Below are 13,919 nucleotides of genomic sequence, written 5' to 3'. Positions count from 1 at the left end.
GAACTCGGCCGTGAAAAGCCTCTGCGCCGATGGTACTGCATCTTAAGATGTGGGAGAGTAGGTCGCCGCCAGGTCACTCAGGCACAAGAGACGCCAAAATCCATACACGCTGCGCAATCATCTTCGATCAACGACGAACGCCCCGGCCCAAAATGGCCGGGGCGTTCGTCGTTCCGGGCATCCTCATCGCTGCGCCGTCATTGCCGAGCCGGGCCGAGCAGGGCCGCTGGAAGGTCGCAGGACCGGGAAGGGGGGCAGGCTGCAAAGCGGTGGATGGCCGTCCCCGGTGGCGGGGAGCCCGCCTTGACACTCGTGGTCAAGATCGTCGGTCCGCTGCCGGGTCGGCGGCGTCGTGGTCCGGACGGACGGGGGCGGGTGGGCTGCGGATGAACCGGTGCCGGAGATCCCGCAAGAGCGGCCGGCACCGGCCCGGAACGCATCGCGCTCCGGGCGGTTCCTAGAGTGTGATCGTTTCAGGCGGTATCGCTTGAACCGTGACTCACACGGAAAACCAAAAGCTTGGAGTCTGTCTGGTGCTTCAACTGGCACCAGACAGACTCTAGACGTCCGGATCAGCCGGCCCGCACCTGGGACAGGAAGCGGCTGACCTCGCCGCGCAGCCCGTCGGCCTGGACGGAAAGTTGGCGGATCGATTCCAGCATCTCGTACGCCGTCTTGCCACTGTGGCTGGCGGCGTCGTTCACGCCCACGATGCTCGACGACACTTCATGGCTTCCCTGCGCCGCCTGCTGAACGTTGCGGCTGATCTCGCGGGTCGCCGCCCCCTGCTGCTCGACCGCCGACGCGATGGACGCGGCGACCTCGTTGACACGGCCGATCACCACAGCGACGCCCTTGATCTCCTGAACCGCCTGTGCGGTCTCGTTCTGGATGGCTGAAACCTGTGTGGCGATGTCCTCGGTGGCCTTGGCGGTCTGGCTCGCCAGTTGCTTGACCTCGCTGGCCACCACGGCGAAGCCCTTGCCGGCCTCCCCGGCGCGCGCCGCCTCGATGGTCGCGTTCAGCGCCAGCAGGTTGGTCTGGCTGGCGATCGAGTTGATCAGCTCGACCACCGCGCCGATCCGTTCGACGGCGTTTGCCAACCCCTCGACCTTGCTGTTGGCGCGTTCGGTGTTCGCCACGGCTTCCCCGGCGATCTGCGCCGACTCCGCCACCTGCCTGCTGATTTCACCGATGGAGCTGCTGAGTTCCTCGGTCGCCGCCGCGACGGTCTGCACGTTGGCCGAGGTCTGTTCGGTTGCCGACGCCGCGGCGCCTGCCAGGTTGCCGGTCTGGTCGGCGGCACGGGCCATGTCCTGGGCGCGCAGTTCGATCCCTTCGGCTTCCTGGGCGACATCGTGGATCAGGTTGCCGACCGTCTTCTCGAAGTGATCCGCAAGCTGTGCGGTTGCCTGCCGCTTCTCCAGTTCGGTGCGCCGGGCCAGTTCCGACTGCCGCGCTTCCAGCTCGGCCTTGGCCTCGGCGTTCTCCTTGAAGACCTGGAGGGCCTGGGCCATGCTGCCGATCTCGTTGCGCCGGGCGGCTTCGGGGAAGGTGACGGCGAGATCGCCGGCGGCCAGCGACGTCATCTTGGCGCGCAGGGTGTGCAGCGAGCGCACGATGTCGCGGTTGATCAGGATGGCGATCAGAACGAGGGCGCAGACCAGCGCCGCGGCGATCGACCCAAGCCGGACCAGGAAGGTCTGATAGGCGGCATCGATGTCGTCGGTGTAGACGCCGGAGCCGACGATCAGGCCGAGCGGCAGATAGCGCTGCACATAGTTGGTCTTCGCCAGGGGGACGTCCGAGCCCATCTTCGGCCAGGCATACTCGATGATCGCGTTGTCCTGCTTCTGCATCGTGTCGATGATCTCGCGCACGAAGAACTTGCCGGCCTTGTCCGTCAACTGGGTGCGGTCGGTTCCGACCGCCTTGTGGTTGGACGGGTTAGCGACCGCGATGCCCTTGAGGTCGTAGGCGAACAGGTAGTCGGCACCGCCATTGTACGACATCGCGTGCACGGCGTTGCGGAAGCGCACGATCGCGTCGTCGCGGCTGATCGTCTTGGCCTGCACCTCGGCATCCAGGCCCTTGGCCATACCGACCGCCATCTCGACCACCGCACGGATGGTCCCGATGCGGTCGTCGACCATGCGCTGGTGGGCGAATCCGCTGCTGACCACGATGATGGCCAGCGGCGCCAGCAGCGAGGCGGAGACGAGGATGATCAGCTTCACGCGAATCGTCAGGTTTTCAAGCAGCCTCATGGCCTTTGCTTTCAAAATTGAATGGCCGGCCGCCCGCGCATCCGGTGGCCGCGGCTGCTTCCGGTCGATGCAGCGGCGGTCGCGGCGAAGCGGTGCGCCCGTGGTATTTCCCGGCGGAAGATAATTGTAAGGCGTTAAAGAAACGTTCGAATCCAAACCTTTAAGGGAATTGCATCCGCATCGGCGTTCCGGAAACTATATGTCCGCATGGTCGGTGCGCGGACACGCCCATGCACGACAGGTGGCACGGCTCACTGGGTGCCTGGCCGCCCGAGTCGCCCTTTGCCTGCAATTCGCGTCTCGGCTTCGACCGCCAGGAACAGCGCGGCGCCGGCAGCCGTCATCGCCACCCAGCCGGTGGCGTCGACCGCGGCGGTGCCGAACAGAGACTGCAGGGGCAGGGCGTAGGTGAAGGCCAGTTGCAGCACAGCCATCAGACCGATCGACAGCCAGACCGGCCGGCTGCCCGCCATGATCGCCGCCAAGCTGGCGGCATGCAGGCCGCGGACGTTCAGCAGGAAGAAGATCTCGCCGATCACCAGCGCATTGACCGCAATGGTGCGTGCCAGGGCGTCGCCGTGCAGGCGGTGGAGGTGGAAGAAGCCGAAGCTCGCCGCCACCAGCAGGACGAGGGCCAGCAGCATCCGCCGCAGCAGCGCCGCTGGCAGGATGGGCTCGCCGCGCGGGTGCGGCGGGCGGCCCATCACGCCCGGTTACGGCGCTTCGAAGGCCAGCGCCAGGCCGAGCGTCACCGCGGTCACCATGTTCACCCGGAGAATCTGGACAGGGGTGATCGGTAGGGTGGTGCCGGTCAGCACCGTGACCAGGGAATCTGCCTCAATCGTCCCGTTGGCCGGCATCCTAACCGGGGTTAGGGCGCCTCGCCGCGCCGGCGCCGATCATGCCGGGAGGCTCCGGGCCAAGTGCCGCGATGATGCCACGATGCCGGCGGGAGGCGGGAATGGACATTTGTTCGATGCTCGTGCCGGTGGGCGACGATCCCACCTCCTACCCGGCGCTCACCACGGCCCTGGCGCTCGGTCGCATGGTCGGGGCCGGAGCGACCGCGCTTCACGGTTCCGCCTGGCACGAACCGTCCTGGGCGGCGGGCGCCGTTCCCAAGCCCGAGCGGGCGCCGACCCGTCCGGTGGAGGACATGGCGGCGGCCGTCCGGGCACGTGCGTGGCGGCGGGCTTGGCCGGGGCGCCGGCCATGGCCTGGATCGAGGACCGCGGCGATCCGGTCGAGCGCCTCGCCGCCCACAGCCCCTATGGCGACCTCGTGGTGGCGGAACGCGGCAACCCGGGGCCGCGACGTCCGGGATTGCCGGAGCCGTCGCGGGAAACCCGTGGAGGGCGGGGCGATGCCCGGCCCTCCACGGCCCGGCGTCACTTCGCCGGCTTGCTGTAGTCGAAGAAGCCGCGGCCGGACTTGCGGCCGAGATAGCCGGCGTCGACCATCTCCTTCAGCAGCGGCGCGGGGCGGTATTTCGGGTCGTTGAAGCCGTCGTAGAAGACGTCCATGATGAACAGCATGGTGTCCAGCCCGATCAGGTCGGCCAGGGCCAGCGGGCCGATCGGGTGGTTGCAGCCGAGCTTCATGCCGGCGTCGATGTCCTCCGCCGTCGCCAGCCCCTCCTGAAGGGCGAAGATCGCCTCGTTGATCATCGGGCAGAGGATGCGGTTGACCGCGAAGCCCGGGCTGTTCCTGGCGGTGATCGGCGCCTTGCCGACGCGCTTGGCGAAGGCTTCGGCCTTGGCGTGGGTGTCGTCGGAGGTCTGGATGCCGCGGATCAGCTCCAGCAGCGCCATCAGCGGCACCGGGTTGAAGAAGTGCATGCCGATGAAGCGGTCCGGACGGTTGGTCGCGGCGGCCAGCTTGGTGATGGAGATCGACGAGGTGTTGGTGGCGACCAGCGCCTCCGGCTTCAGCGAGGCACAGAGGTCCTTCAGGATCTTGACCTTGAGGTCCTCGTTCTCGGTCGCCGCCTCGATCACCAGGTCGCAGGTGGCGAGCTTGGATTTGTCGGTCGTCGCGGTGATGCGGCCGAGCGCCGCCTCGCGGTCGGCGGCGGTCATCTTCTCCTTCTTGACCAAGCGGTCGAGGCTGCCGCCGACGGTCGACAGGCCGCGCTGCACCGCCTCCTCGGAGATGTCGGTCATCACCACCGTCAGCCCGGCGATGGCGCAGACCTGTGCAATTCCGTTGCCCATGGTGCCGGCACCGATGACGCCGACCGTTTCGATCCCCATGCTCTCGGCCATTGGCTCTTATCCCCTTTGTTCGTGCGATGGTTCGCATGTGCAACATGTTCTACACGGTTTCCTGTTGCACCGCGATGTCTTGTCGCATGCGTCAGCCCCGCGCGAATCCGGGCGCGGCGACCTGTCGCATCACCGCTCGGGAATGCCGTATTTCCGCAGTTTGTTGGCGATCATGGTGTGGGAGGTCGCCAGCCGCGCCGCCAGCTTGCGGCTCGACGGGAAGCGGGGATAGAGGCGGCGCAGCAGCGTCCGTTCGAAGCCCTCGACCGCCTCTTCCCAGCTCGCCGCCTCCTCCGCCGGGACATCGGCCGGCAGCATGCCGGCGCCGGCCAGTTCGAGGTCTGGGACGTCCAGCGCCCCGCCGTCGCTCATCGTCACCGCGCGGAAGATGACGTTCTCAAGCTGGCGGACGTTGCCGGGCCAGCGGTTGGCGAGCAGGGCGGAGGCCGCCGCCGGGGTCAGGCGGCAGGGCGGGCGGCGGGCCTGGGCGCAGGCGCGGACGATGAAGTGGCGGGCCAGCAGCAGGATGTCGTCACCGCGCTCGCGCAGCGGCGGCACATTGAGCGACAGCACGTTGAGGCGGTAGAACAGGTCCTCGCGGAAGCTGTGGTCGGCGACCATCGCCTCCAGCGAGCGGTGGGTGGCGCTGACGACGCGGACGTCGACCTTGCGCTCGCGTTCGCCGCCGACCCGGCGGAAGCTGCCGTCGTTGAGGAAGCGCAGCAGCTTGGCCTGGAGGTAGGCCGACATCTCGCCGATCTCGTCGAGGAACACGGTGCCGCCGTGGGCCAACTCCAGAAGCCCCGGCTTGCCGCCGCGCTGCGCCCCGGTGAAGGCGCCGGGGGCGTAGCCGAACAGCTCGCTCTCGGCCAGGTTCTCCGGCACGGCGGCGCAGTTCAGCGCCAGGAAGGGCTTGTCGCGGCGCGGGCTGGCACGGTGGCAGGCATGGGCGATCAGCTCCTTGCCGGTGCCGGTCTCGCCGAGGATCAGCAGGGGCGCCTCCATCGCCGCGACGCGGACGGCGCGCGCCTTCAGCGCCCGCACCGGCTGTGATTCGCCGAGGATGCGGTCGAAGCCACCACCGGAGCCGAACTCGTCGAAATTCTGCAGGGCGTCCAGCCGTTCGCCGAGGCGGGAGGGGGTGAACAGGGTGATGACGGCGCCGGCTGTCCCGATATCGACGATCGGCGTCACCTCCAGCAGGAAGGGCTGGCCGCTCAGCGTCACCTCGCGCCCGGACATGCGGAAGCCGCCGTCGATCAACTCGCGGGTCAGGCCGGGTACGGCGAACAGCTCGCCGATGTCGAGGCCGGCCAGCCGCGCCTCCGCCACGCCTGCGACCTCGGCGGCGGCGGTGCTGGCCACCACCACCCGGCCGGCGCGGTCGACCGCCAGCACCGGGTCGGGGAGGGCGGCCAGCAACGCATCCAGATGCAGCCGCCGCCGGGTGCCCGGCAGCATGTCGATTGCCGCCACCGCCTGCACCCCGGGGATGGTCCGCAGCGCGTCGGACAGCGCCGGCAGCGTCGCCGGATCGAGGCCGGGAGCATCGATGTGGATCAGCGGCGGATCGACCTCCACCGCCACCACGTTGAGGCGGCGGATCGCCAGCACGGCGAGGATCTCATGGGCGATGCCGACACGGTCGGCGAAGGTGACTTCGATGCGCATGGGGCGGGGTTGATGGGGGGCGGGGTGGTGGGGGGTGGGGGTGGCGGCATAAGCCGGCACTGTACACAAATCGATACGGTGTATCAAATTCTTTACAATGCGATCAAATCGCTGGGAATCCTCCGTATAGCGCCGATCTTTCGGTGGGAACCCACCCTGCTGTAAACATTGGCGTACACCCTGCCACACTCCCGAAACCCCGCAGCGCAGCAAATCCGCCATTTCCGCGGTTGGCACGTCCCTTGCGAAACCCTTTGCAAGCGAATCCATCCCTCGGGGGCCAGTCTCATGCGCGTGATCGTTCTGGGCAGCGGCGTCATCGGCGTCACCACGGCTTACTATCTGGCCCGCGCCGGGCATGAGGTGACCGTCGTCGACCGCCAAGCCGGGCCGGCGCTGGAGACCAGCTACGCCAATGCCGGCGAGGTGTCGCCGGGCTATTCCGCTCCCTGGGCGGCGCCGGGCCTGATGCTGAAGGCTGCCAAGTGGATGATGATGAAGCATTCGCCGCTGGTGATCCGGCCGAAGCTGGATCCGGCGATGTGGTCCTGGTGCCTGAAGCTGCTGGCCAACGCCAACGAGGCGAGCTACCAGCTCAACAAGAGCCGCATGGTGCGCGTCGCCGAATACAGCCGCGACTGCCTGAAGGCGCTGCGCGCCGAAACCGGCATCACCTATGACGAGCGCACCCAGGGCACGTTGCAGGTCTTCCGCACCCAGAAGCAGATGGACGCCGCCGGCTACGACATGGCGGTGCTGGAGAAGTACGGCGTACCCTTCAGCCTGTTCGACCGCGACGGCCTGACCTCGGTCGAGCCGGCGCTGGCGCTGGTGAAGGACAAGCTGGTCGGCGCCCTGCACCTGCCGGGCGATGAGACCGGCGACTGCTTCCAGTTCACCAACAAGCTGGCCGACCATGCCGCCAAGCTCGGCGTCGCGTTCCGCTACGGCGTGTCGATCCATGGGCTGGAGAGCGACGGCCGCAAGATCACCGGCGTCGTCACCGACCAGGGCACGCTGACCGCCGACAGCTACATCGTCGCCATGGGAAGCTATTCGCCCAAGCTGGTGAAGCCGCTGGGCATCGACCTGCCGGTCTATCCGGTGAAGGGCTATTCGCTGACGCTGCCGATCACCGATGCCGCCGGTGCGCCGGAATCGACGGTGATGGACGAGACGCACAAGATCGCCGTGACCCGGCTCGGCGACCGCATCCGCGTCGGCGGCACGGCGGAACTGGCCGGCTTCGACCTCACCCTGCGCCAGGGCCGCCGCGGTGCGCTGGACCATGTGGTCAGCGACCTGTTCCCGAAGGGCGGCGACCTGTCGAAGGCGGAGTTCTGGACCGGCCTGCGCCCGAACACCCCGGACGGCACGCCGATCCTCGGACCGACCCATGTCCGCAACCTCTACCTCAACACCGGCCACGGCACGCTGGGCTGGACGATGTCGGCCGGCTCGGCCCGCGTGCTGGCCGACCTGGTCAGCGGCCGCCGGACGGAGATCGACATGGACGGGCTGAGCGTCGAGCGTTACGGCCGCAAGGCGTCGGTGGCGGTGCAGCGTCCGGCCGCGGTCCGTCCCGCCTGATCGTAGCGGGAAACCCGCGCCGCCCGGCGGACGCGGGTCATCGCCAGCTCCAGCAGGGCGGCGTCGGTGATCTCGGCTCCATCGAGCCGGTGACGCCGGCGCCGCCCTTGGCATTTCTCCACCCGGTGGCCGAGGCGGCGCAGGTGCAGGATCGCCTCGTAGAGCCGGGTCGCCGGCTCCATGGCCGGGCGCGCGGTCATGGATGGACCACCAGGACGACCAGCCGCTTCGGGCCGTGGACGCCGTAGGCCAGGGTCTGTTCGATGTCGGCGGTCTTGCTGGGGCCGGACACCAGCAGCGCGTTGGTCGGCATGCCGTCGGCCCAGCGCTGCTCGTTCATCGCCTGGCGGAAGCTGTCGTAGAGCGCGTCGGCACGCAGCAGCGCCACATGGATGTGCGGGACCAGCGACAGGCTGCGCGGCTCCTCGGCACTCGGCCACAGGATCAGGCTGCCGGTCTCGGCGATGGCGCCGCGGCTGTCGGTCAGGCCGGCGTCGATCGACCCGAAGAGCCGGGGCTTGAGGTCTTCGATCGGCCGGTCGTAGGGGATCAGGGTGGGGCGCACCATCTCTCCCTCTCCCGTCCCGGGAGAGGGAAGGAGCCCAAGCGAAGCTTGGGAAGGGTGAGGGGCGGCGCAAGGATCAGGCGATCCATGCCCGGCATGCCCCTCACCCTCCCCATGGCTGGCGCCATGGGTCCCCTCCCTCTCCCGGGGCGGGAGAGGGCCTTTCCCCCACCCTTCGACCAGCCTCTTCCCCGCGTCCGTTGCCGGCGCGTAGAGCAGCGTACCGACGCCCTCGCGCGCCAGGAACCCGCGCAGCACCGCCGGCCAGTCGGCTTCGGTCGCGTCGAGGAACTCGGTATGCACCGCCTCCATCAGGCGGCGGATGCGGGGGAGGCGCTCCTCGGGCGCCCAGCGCTTGGCGTCGATCGGTGCGAAGTCCGACGCCGGCGGGGTGAGCGGATGGGCGTCGCGGCTGGCGCGCAGGGTCGCCAGGATCGAGTTGCGGGCGTCAGGCATCGGGGATCCCCTTGGCGCGGGCGAGGTCGTGCAGGGTGCGGGCGGCGAAGCGGGGCTTGCTGCGGACGCTGGTCCAGTCCTTCAGCAGCGGCAGCGAGGAGGGGGCGGCGTTGCCGAGCTTGCCCATCGCCGCGGTCGCGATGCGGTAGGCGGTGGGCGATGCGTTCATCGCCGCCCAGCCGCTCCACACCATCGCCTCCGTTCGGCTGGCCTTGGCGCCGGCGTCCTTCACCGCACCGCCGGGCTTCACCGCCTCGACCCGCAGGCGGCCCATGATCTCGACGATCGGGATCTTCACCGGGCAGATCTCGACGCAGGCGTTGCACATCGTGCAGGCGTGGGGCAGGGCGCCGCGCTTGTCCAACCCCTCGATCTGCGGCACCAGGATCTTGCCGATCGGTCCGGGATAGGGGGCCTCGTAGGCATGGCCGCCGACCTGCGTATAGACCGGGCAGTGGTTCATGCAGGCGCCGCAGCGGATGCAGCGCAGCGTGTCGCGCAGCTCCGGATCGGCGTAGATCGACGAGCGGCCGTTGTCGAGGATGACCAGATGCACCTCGCGCGGGCCATCCTTCTCTCCGGCCTTGCGCGGACCGGAGATCATGTTGACGTAGGTGGTGATCGGCTGGCCGGTGGCGGAGCGCGGCAGAAGGCTGATGACCGGCGGCACGTCCTCCAGCTTTTCCACCACCTTCTCCAGACCCATGAAGGCGATGTGGACCGGCGGCACCGTGGTGCACATGCGGCCGTTGCCCTCGTTCTCGATCAGGCAGAGGGTGCCGGTCTCCGCCACCGCGGCGTTGACGCCGGACATGCCGACGTCCGCCGCCTCGAACTTGGCGCGCAGCACCCGGCGGGCGAGGTCGGTCAGGTAGGCGGCGTCCTCGCGGCTCTCGGCGTCCTTGATCCTGCGCTTGAACAGATGGGCGATCTGCTTCGTGTTCAGGTGGATCGCCGGCATGATGATGTGCGACGGCATGGTGCCGTCGAGCTGCACGATGTATTCGCCGAGGTCGCTTTCCAGCACCTCGATGCCGTTCTTTTCGAGGACGGCGTTCAGGTGCATCTCCTCGGTCACCATCGACTTGCCCTTGACCACCAGCCGGGCGTCGACCCGATGCAGGATGTCGAGCGCGATGGCGTTGGCCTCGTCGGTGGTGGCTGCCCAATGGACGGTGATGCCGTTGCGGGTGCAGTTCTCCTCCAGCTTCTCCAGCAGTTCGGGCAGCTTGGCCAGTGCGCGCAGCCGGACGCTGGCGGCCAGCGCGCGGACGCCGTGCCATTCCGCCGGGTCGGGGAACTGGGCGGCGCGCTTGCCCGTCAGCCCATCCATCGCGCGCCGGAAGTTGCCGCGCAACTGAGGGTCGGCGAGCGCCGCCCGCGAGGCGGCGGCGAAGTCCGTCGGCTCATGCGCCATGGATACGTTCCTTCAGGAATTGGGCGATGTGCTGGCCCCGCACCGGCTTGCCGCCGGCTTCCAGGGCGCCGGTGATGTTCAGCAGGCAGCCGCAGTCGCCGGAGACCACGCGGGCGGCCTCGGTGCCCTCGATGTCCGCCAGCTTGTCGCCGACCATCGCCGCGGAAATCTCCGGGTGGCGGACGGCGAAGGTGCCGCCGAAGCCGCAGCATTCCTTCTCGCGCTTCAGCTCGACCAGCTCGACGTTGGCGAGTTGGCGCAGCAGCGCCTTCGGTTCCTCGACCACCCCCATCTCGCGCTGGGCGTGGCAGGAGGCGTGCCAGGTGACGCGCAGCGGCTCGCCCCTGTCGGTCAAATGGACGTCCAGCACATGGACGAGGAACTGCGTCAGCTCCCAGACGCGCGCCGCCACCTGCACCGCCTTGGCCTCGTCCGGCTCGCCGCGGAACAGGTCGGGCCAGTGCTTCCTCATCATGCCGGCGCAGGAGCCCGATGGCACGACGATGGGGTCCTCGCCGGGGAACAGGTCGAGCTGCGCGCGCGCGACCTTCAGCGCTTCGGCGCGGTAACCGGAATTGTAGGCGGGCTGGCCGCAGCAGCTCTGTCCCTGCGGGAAGACGACGGTCAGCCCCTGGGACTGCAGCAGATCGATCCCCGCCATCCCGGCGTCGGGGAAGAACAGGTCGACGAGGCAGGTGCCGAAATAATAGACGCGGCTGGGTTTGGTGGGCGCGGGCTGATGGTCCATGGGCGGTTCCTCACAAGGCGTTTCTTATGGCTGAGCTGCGGGTGCCCCCTCCGTTGGGGAGGGGGCAATGCTTGGCCTAAAAGGCCGGCTCCGCCACCCGCCCGCTCACCGGGGCCTTCGCCGTGGCGCAGGCGTCGACCAGATAGACGATCGAGCGGTAGGGCACGCCGGCCTTGTCGGACAGGCCGATCTCGCAGGTGCGGCTGGTGGAATAGCCCGAGGCGCAGCCCGCCGGCACCGCGGCCGGCAGGTGCCGCAGGGCGTGGGCGTTCAGTTCCGGGGTGGTGAAGCCCTTGTCGCCGGCGAAGCCGCAGCAACCGACGTCCGGCGGCACCACCACCGTCTCGGCGCAGGCCTTCGCCACCGCGGTCAGCGCGCCGTCCAGCCCCATCCGGCGGGTGGAGCAGGTCAGGTGCAGCATCACCGGTTCCGCCGTCTTCGCGATGTCGAGGCGGGGCAGGGCGAACTCGCTGAGGAATTCCGCGACGTCGAGGATGCGCAGCCCCCCGTCGGTCAGCCGCTTCTTCAGGCGCAGGGTGCAGGGGCTGGTGTCCATCACCACCGGGTGGCGGCCACCGTCGCTTGCCCTGGCCAGGGCGGCCAGCATGGCGTCGGCCTTGGCGTCGGCCGCTTCGATCAGCCCCTTGCTCTCCAGCGGCATGCCGCAGCACTGGCTGTCGGCGGCCTCCGGATAGAGGATGCGGAAACCGGCCTTGCGCATCACCGCCTCCACCACCTCGGGCAGCGGGCGCTTCTGCGGGTCGGTCGCCGCCGGCCCCATGGTCCGGCTGACGCAGCTCGGCGCATAGACCACCGTCGGGCGGCCGTCGCCCGCCGCCGGATCCGATTTCAGCGCGAAGGCCGCCGCGGTGGGCAGGCTGTGCGGCAGGGCCGGCAGGGTGCCGCCGCTCAGGACGCGGGCCGTCGTTTCGGCCACCCCCCGGCCGACGGAGCGGCGGGCGAGGTCGGCGAGCCGCAGGCCGGTGCGGGCGAGGCCGAGCGTGCCTTCCATGTGGTCGGCGACCAGGGCGCCGGCCTTGCGGGCCAGCGGGCCGCGGCGCTCACCGCGCAGCGCCTTCACCAGCAGTCCGGTCTCGATCCCGACCGGGCAGGCGGTGGCGCACAGCCCGCAGGCGGCGCAGGTGTCGATGCCCTGGTAATCGTAAGCGTCACGCAAGGTGGCAAGGCGCCCGGCATCCTCGCCGGCCGCCTCCAGCCGGGCCATCTCGCGGCGGCCGACGATGCGCTGGCGCGGTGACAGGGTCAGGCGGTGCGACGGGCAGGTCGGCTCGCAGAAGCCGCATTCGATGCAGGTGTCGACCAGCGGGTCGGCGGCGGGAAGCGGCTTCAGGTTCTTCAGGTGGGCTTCCGGGTCGCCGTTCAGGATGACGCCGGGATTGAGCAGCCCTTCGGGATCGAAGAGAGCCTTGATCTCCTTCATCAGGCCGTAGGCCTGCGGCCCCCACTCCATCTCGACGAAGGGGGCCATGTTGCGGCCGGTGCCATGCTCGGCCTTCAGGGAACCGTCATAGCGGTCGACCACCAGCACGGCGACGTCGTCCATGAAGCGACGGTAGCGGTCGATCTCCGCCTGGGTGTCGAAGGCCTGGGTGAAGACGAAATGCAGGTTCCCTTCCAGCGCGTGGCCGAAGATGATGGCCTCGTGGTAGCCGTGGCGGACGAACAGCGCCTGCAGCTCGCGCGTCGCCTCGGCCAGCCGGGGCAGGGGAAAGGCGACGTCCTCGATGATGACGGTGGTGCCGGTCTGGCGGATGGCGCCGACCGCCGGGAACAGTCCCTTGCGGATCTTCCAGAAGCCGTCGCAGGCCTTGGCGTCGGTGGTGAAGCCGGTGTCGCCGATGGTGACGCAGCCGGCCAGCACCGCCGCGATCTGCGCCGTGTTGGCGTCGAGCGCCGCGGCGCTTCCGGCACGGGTCTCCACCAGCACCGCCGCCACGTCGGGGCCGAAGCCCTTGATCTGCGGCGGCATGCCCGGCTTGTCCTGGATGGAGCGCAGGGAGGCGCGGTCCATCAGTTCCGCCGCGTCGACCGGCGCCGCCTTCAGCAGCGCCACCGCCCGGCAGGCCTCGGCGATGTCGGGGAAGAACAGCAGGGCGCTGGCCTTGTGCGGATGCTCCGGCACGGTGCGCAGCGTGATGGCCGAGATGAAGCCCAGCGTTCCTTCCGAGCCGATCATCAGGTGCTGGAGGATGTCGACCGGATCCTGGTAATCGACCAGCGCGTTCAGGCTGTAGCCGGTGGTGTTCTTGATGCGGAACTTGTCGCGGATGCGGCCCGTCAGCGCCTCGTCGGCGCGGGTGCGGGCGCCGAGCTCCGCCAGCCGGCCGAGCAGGGTGCGATGGCTGTCGGAAAAACGGCTGCGGCTGGCCGGGTCGGCGGTGTCGAGCACCGTGCCGTCGCCCAGCACCAGCCGCATCGAGTCCAGCGTGCGGTAGCTGTTCTGCGCGGTGCCGCAGCACATGCCGCTGGCGTTGTTGGCGGCGATGCCGCCGATCTTCGCGGTGGCGATCGAGGCCGGGTCGGGGCCGATCTTGCGGCCCAGCGGCGCCAGCCGCCGGTTCGCCTCGGCCCCGATCACTCCAGGCTGCAGGGTGACGGTGGCGGCGTCGGCGGAGATGGCGCATCCCCGCCAGCCGTCGCCCAGCACCACCAGCACGCTGTCGCTGACCGCCTGTCCCGACAGGCTGGTGCCGGCGGCGCGGAAGGTCACCGGCACCTTGTGGCCACGGGTGATGCGCAGAAGCCGCACCACCTCCTCCTCCGTCTCCACCAGCGCCACGATCTTCGGGATCAGCCGGTAGAAGCTGGCATCGGTGCCGTAGGCCAGCGTGCGCAGCGGGTCGGTGACCAGCCGGGCGGCGGGAAGGACGGCTGCAAGCTCGGCCAGGACGCGGTCGTAGGGGGCGGGCAGCATCGGCGG

12 protein-coding genes are annotated in these 13,919 nt (G+C 69.4%); 2 read left to right on the top strand and 10 right to left on the bottom strand.

Annotation, left to right across the window (positions count from 1 at the left end; translation table 11 throughout):
• Positions 1-572: 572 nt before the first annotated feature.
• The 3 genes from J2850_RS30315 to J2850_RS31960 form a co-directional block, all read right to left on the bottom strand.
• Complete coding sequence (locus J2850_RS30315; RefSeq protein ID WP_209990947.1) at positions 573-2,267, bottom strand: methyl-accepting chemotaxis protein; 1,695 nt, start codon at positions 2,265-2,267, stop codon at positions 573-575.
• 251 nt (positions 2,268-2,518) lie between these two features.
• On the bottom strand, positions 2,519-2,971 hold the full coding sequence (locus J2850_RS30310) for a cation transporting ATPase C-terminal domain-containing protein (protein ID WP_246513764.1): 453 nt from the start codon (positions 2,969-2,971) through the stop codon (positions 2,519-2,521).
• 9 nt (positions 2,972-2,980) lie between these two features.
• Complete coding sequence (locus J2850_RS31960; protein ID WP_246513763.1) at positions 2,981-3,127, bottom strand: cation transporting ATPase C-terminal domain-containing protein; 147 nt, start codon at positions 3,125-3,127, stop codon at positions 2,981-2,983.
• A 352-nt stretch (positions 3,128-3,479) separates the two neighbouring features.
• On the opposite strand from J2850_RS31960, the gene J2850_RS30305 reads away from it, so the two are divergent.
• On the top strand, positions 3,480-3,677 hold the full coding sequence (locus J2850_RS30305) for a hypothetical protein (protein ID WP_209990944.1): 198 nt from the start codon (positions 3,480-3,482) through the stop codon (positions 3,675-3,677).
• Here J2850_RS30305 and J2850_RS30300 read toward each other — a convergent pair.
• Positions 3,656-4,531, bottom strand: a complete 876-nt coding sequence (locus J2850_RS30300) for a 3-hydroxybutyryl-CoA dehydrogenase (protein ID WP_209990943.1) — start codon at positions 4,529-4,531, stop codon at positions 3,656-3,658. The two genes, J2850_RS30305 and J2850_RS30300, sit on opposite strands and share 22 nt — an antisense overlap.
• Before the next feature lie 129 nt (positions 4,532-4,660).
• The gene (locus tag J2850_RS30295) at positions 4,661-6,202 is read right to left on the bottom strand and encodes a sigma 54-interacting transcriptional regulator (RefSeq protein WP_209990941.1); all 1,542 of its coding nucleotides are present in this window, start codon (positions 6,200-6,202) and stop codon (positions 4,661-4,663) included.
• A gap of 288 nt (positions 6,203-6,490) precedes the next feature.
• Here J2850_RS30295 and J2850_RS30290 point away from each other — a divergent pair, with 288 nt between their 5' ends.
• A complete protein-coding gene (locus J2850_RS30290) occupies positions 6,491-7,792 on the top strand; it encodes a D-amino acid dehydrogenase (protein WP_209990939.1) in 1,302 nt (433 codons plus the stop codon).
• On the opposite strand, the gene J2850_RS30285 is transcribed toward J2850_RS30290, so the two are convergent.
• The 5 genes from J2850_RS30285 to J2850_RS30260 all read right to left on the bottom strand — a co-directional run bounded on the left by J2850_RS30285 (position 7,735) and on the right by J2850_RS30260 (position 13,913).
• Positions 7,735-7,992 carry a hypothetical protein gene (locus J2850_RS30285; RefSeq protein WP_209990936.1) on the bottom strand — a complete coding sequence of 86 codons (258 nt, stop codon included), beginning with the start codon at positions 7,990-7,992 and terminating at the stop codon, positions 7,735-7,737. The two genes, J2850_RS30290 and J2850_RS30285, sit on opposite strands and share 58 nt — an antisense overlap.
• Positions 7,989-8,813 carry a LutC/YkgG family protein gene (locus tag J2850_RS31955; RefSeq protein ID WP_246513762.1) on the bottom strand — a complete coding sequence of 275 codons (825 nt, stop codon included), beginning with the start codon at positions 8,811-8,813 and terminating at the stop codon, positions 7,989-7,991. Before J2850_RS31955 ends, J2850_RS30285 begins: the two co-directional genes overlap by 4 nt.
• Positions 8,806-10,230 carry a LutB/LldF family L-lactate oxidation iron-sulfur protein gene (locus tag J2850_RS30270; RefSeq protein ID WP_209990934.1) on the bottom strand — a complete coding sequence of 475 codons (1,425 nt, stop codon included), beginning with the start codon at positions 10,228-10,230 and terminating at the stop codon, positions 8,806-8,808. Before J2850_RS30270 ends, J2850_RS31955 begins: the two co-directional genes overlap by 8 nt.
• Entirely contained in the window at positions 10,220-10,978 is a 759-nt protein-coding gene (locus tag J2850_RS30265) for a (Fe-S)-binding protein (protein WP_209990931.1), read from the bottom strand. The genes J2850_RS30270 and J2850_RS30265 overlap by 11 nt, the downstream gene beginning before the upstream one ends.
• A gap of 76 nt (positions 10,979-11,054) precedes the next feature.
• Positions 11,055-13,913 carry an FAD-binding and (Fe-S)-binding domain-containing protein gene (locus J2850_RS30260; RefSeq protein WP_209990930.1) on the bottom strand — a complete coding sequence of 953 codons (2,859 nt, stop codon included), beginning with the start codon at positions 13,911-13,913 and terminating at the stop codon, positions 11,055-11,057.
• Between the last annotated feature and the right edge of the window lie 6 nt (positions 13,914-13,919).

This window comes from Azospirillum picis, assembly GCF_017876115.1.
Classification (GTDB): Bacteria; Pseudomonadota; Alphaproteobacteria; order Azospirillales; family Azospirillaceae; genus Azospirillum; species Azospirillum picis.
This window is presented reverse-complemented; position numbering and strand designations above follow the sequence as displayed.

Bases quoted from the DNA above. Each gene is read 5' to 3' on its own strand.
- J2850_RS30260 (WP_209990930.1), bottom strand. From the start codon at position 13,913: ATGCTGCCCGCCCCCTACGACCGCGTCCTGGCCGAGCTTGCAGCCGTC.
- J2850_RS30315 (WP_209990947.1), bottom strand. From the start codon at position 2,267: ATGAGGCTGCTTGAAAACCTGACGATTCGCGTGAAGCTGATCATCCTC.
- J2850_RS30305 (WP_209990944.1), top strand. From the start codon at position 3,480: ATGGCCTGGATCGAGGACCGCGGCGATCCGGTCGAGCGCCTCGCCGCC.
- J2850_RS30295 (WP_209990941.1), bottom strand. From the start codon at position 6,202: ATGCGCATCGAAGTCACCTTCGCCGACCGTGTCGGCATCGCCCATGAG.
- J2850_RS30310 (WP_246513764.1), bottom strand. From the start codon at position 2,971: ATGGGCCGCCCGCCGCACCCGCGCGGCGAGCCCATCCTGCCAGCGGCG.
- J2850_RS30290 (WP_209990939.1), top strand. From the start codon at position 6,491: ATGCGCGTGATCGTTCTGGGCAGCGGCGTCATCGGCGTCACCACGGCT.
- J2850_RS30285 (WP_209990936.1), bottom strand. From the start codon at position 7,992: ATGACCGCGCGCCCGGCCATGGAGCCGGCGACCCGGCTCTACGAGGCG.
- J2850_RS30300 (WP_209990943.1), bottom strand. From the start codon at position 4,531: ATGGCCGAGAGCATGGGGATCGAAACGGTCGGCGTCATCGGTGCCGGC.
- J2850_RS30270 (WP_209990934.1), bottom strand. From the start codon at position 10,230: ATGGCGCATGAGCCGACGGACTTCGCCGCCGCCTCGCGGGCGGCGCTC.
- J2850_RS31955 (WP_246513762.1), bottom strand. From the start codon at position 8,813: ATGCCTGACGCCCGCAACTCGATCCTGGCGACCCTGCGCGCCAGCCGC.
- J2850_RS31960 (WP_246513763.1), bottom strand. From the start codon at position 3,127: ATGCCGGCCAACGGGACGATTGAGGCAGATTCCCTGGTCACGGTGCTG.
- J2850_RS30265 (WP_209990931.1), bottom strand. From the start codon at position 10,978: ATGGACCATCAGCCCGCGCCCACCAAACCCAGCCGCGTCTATTATTTC.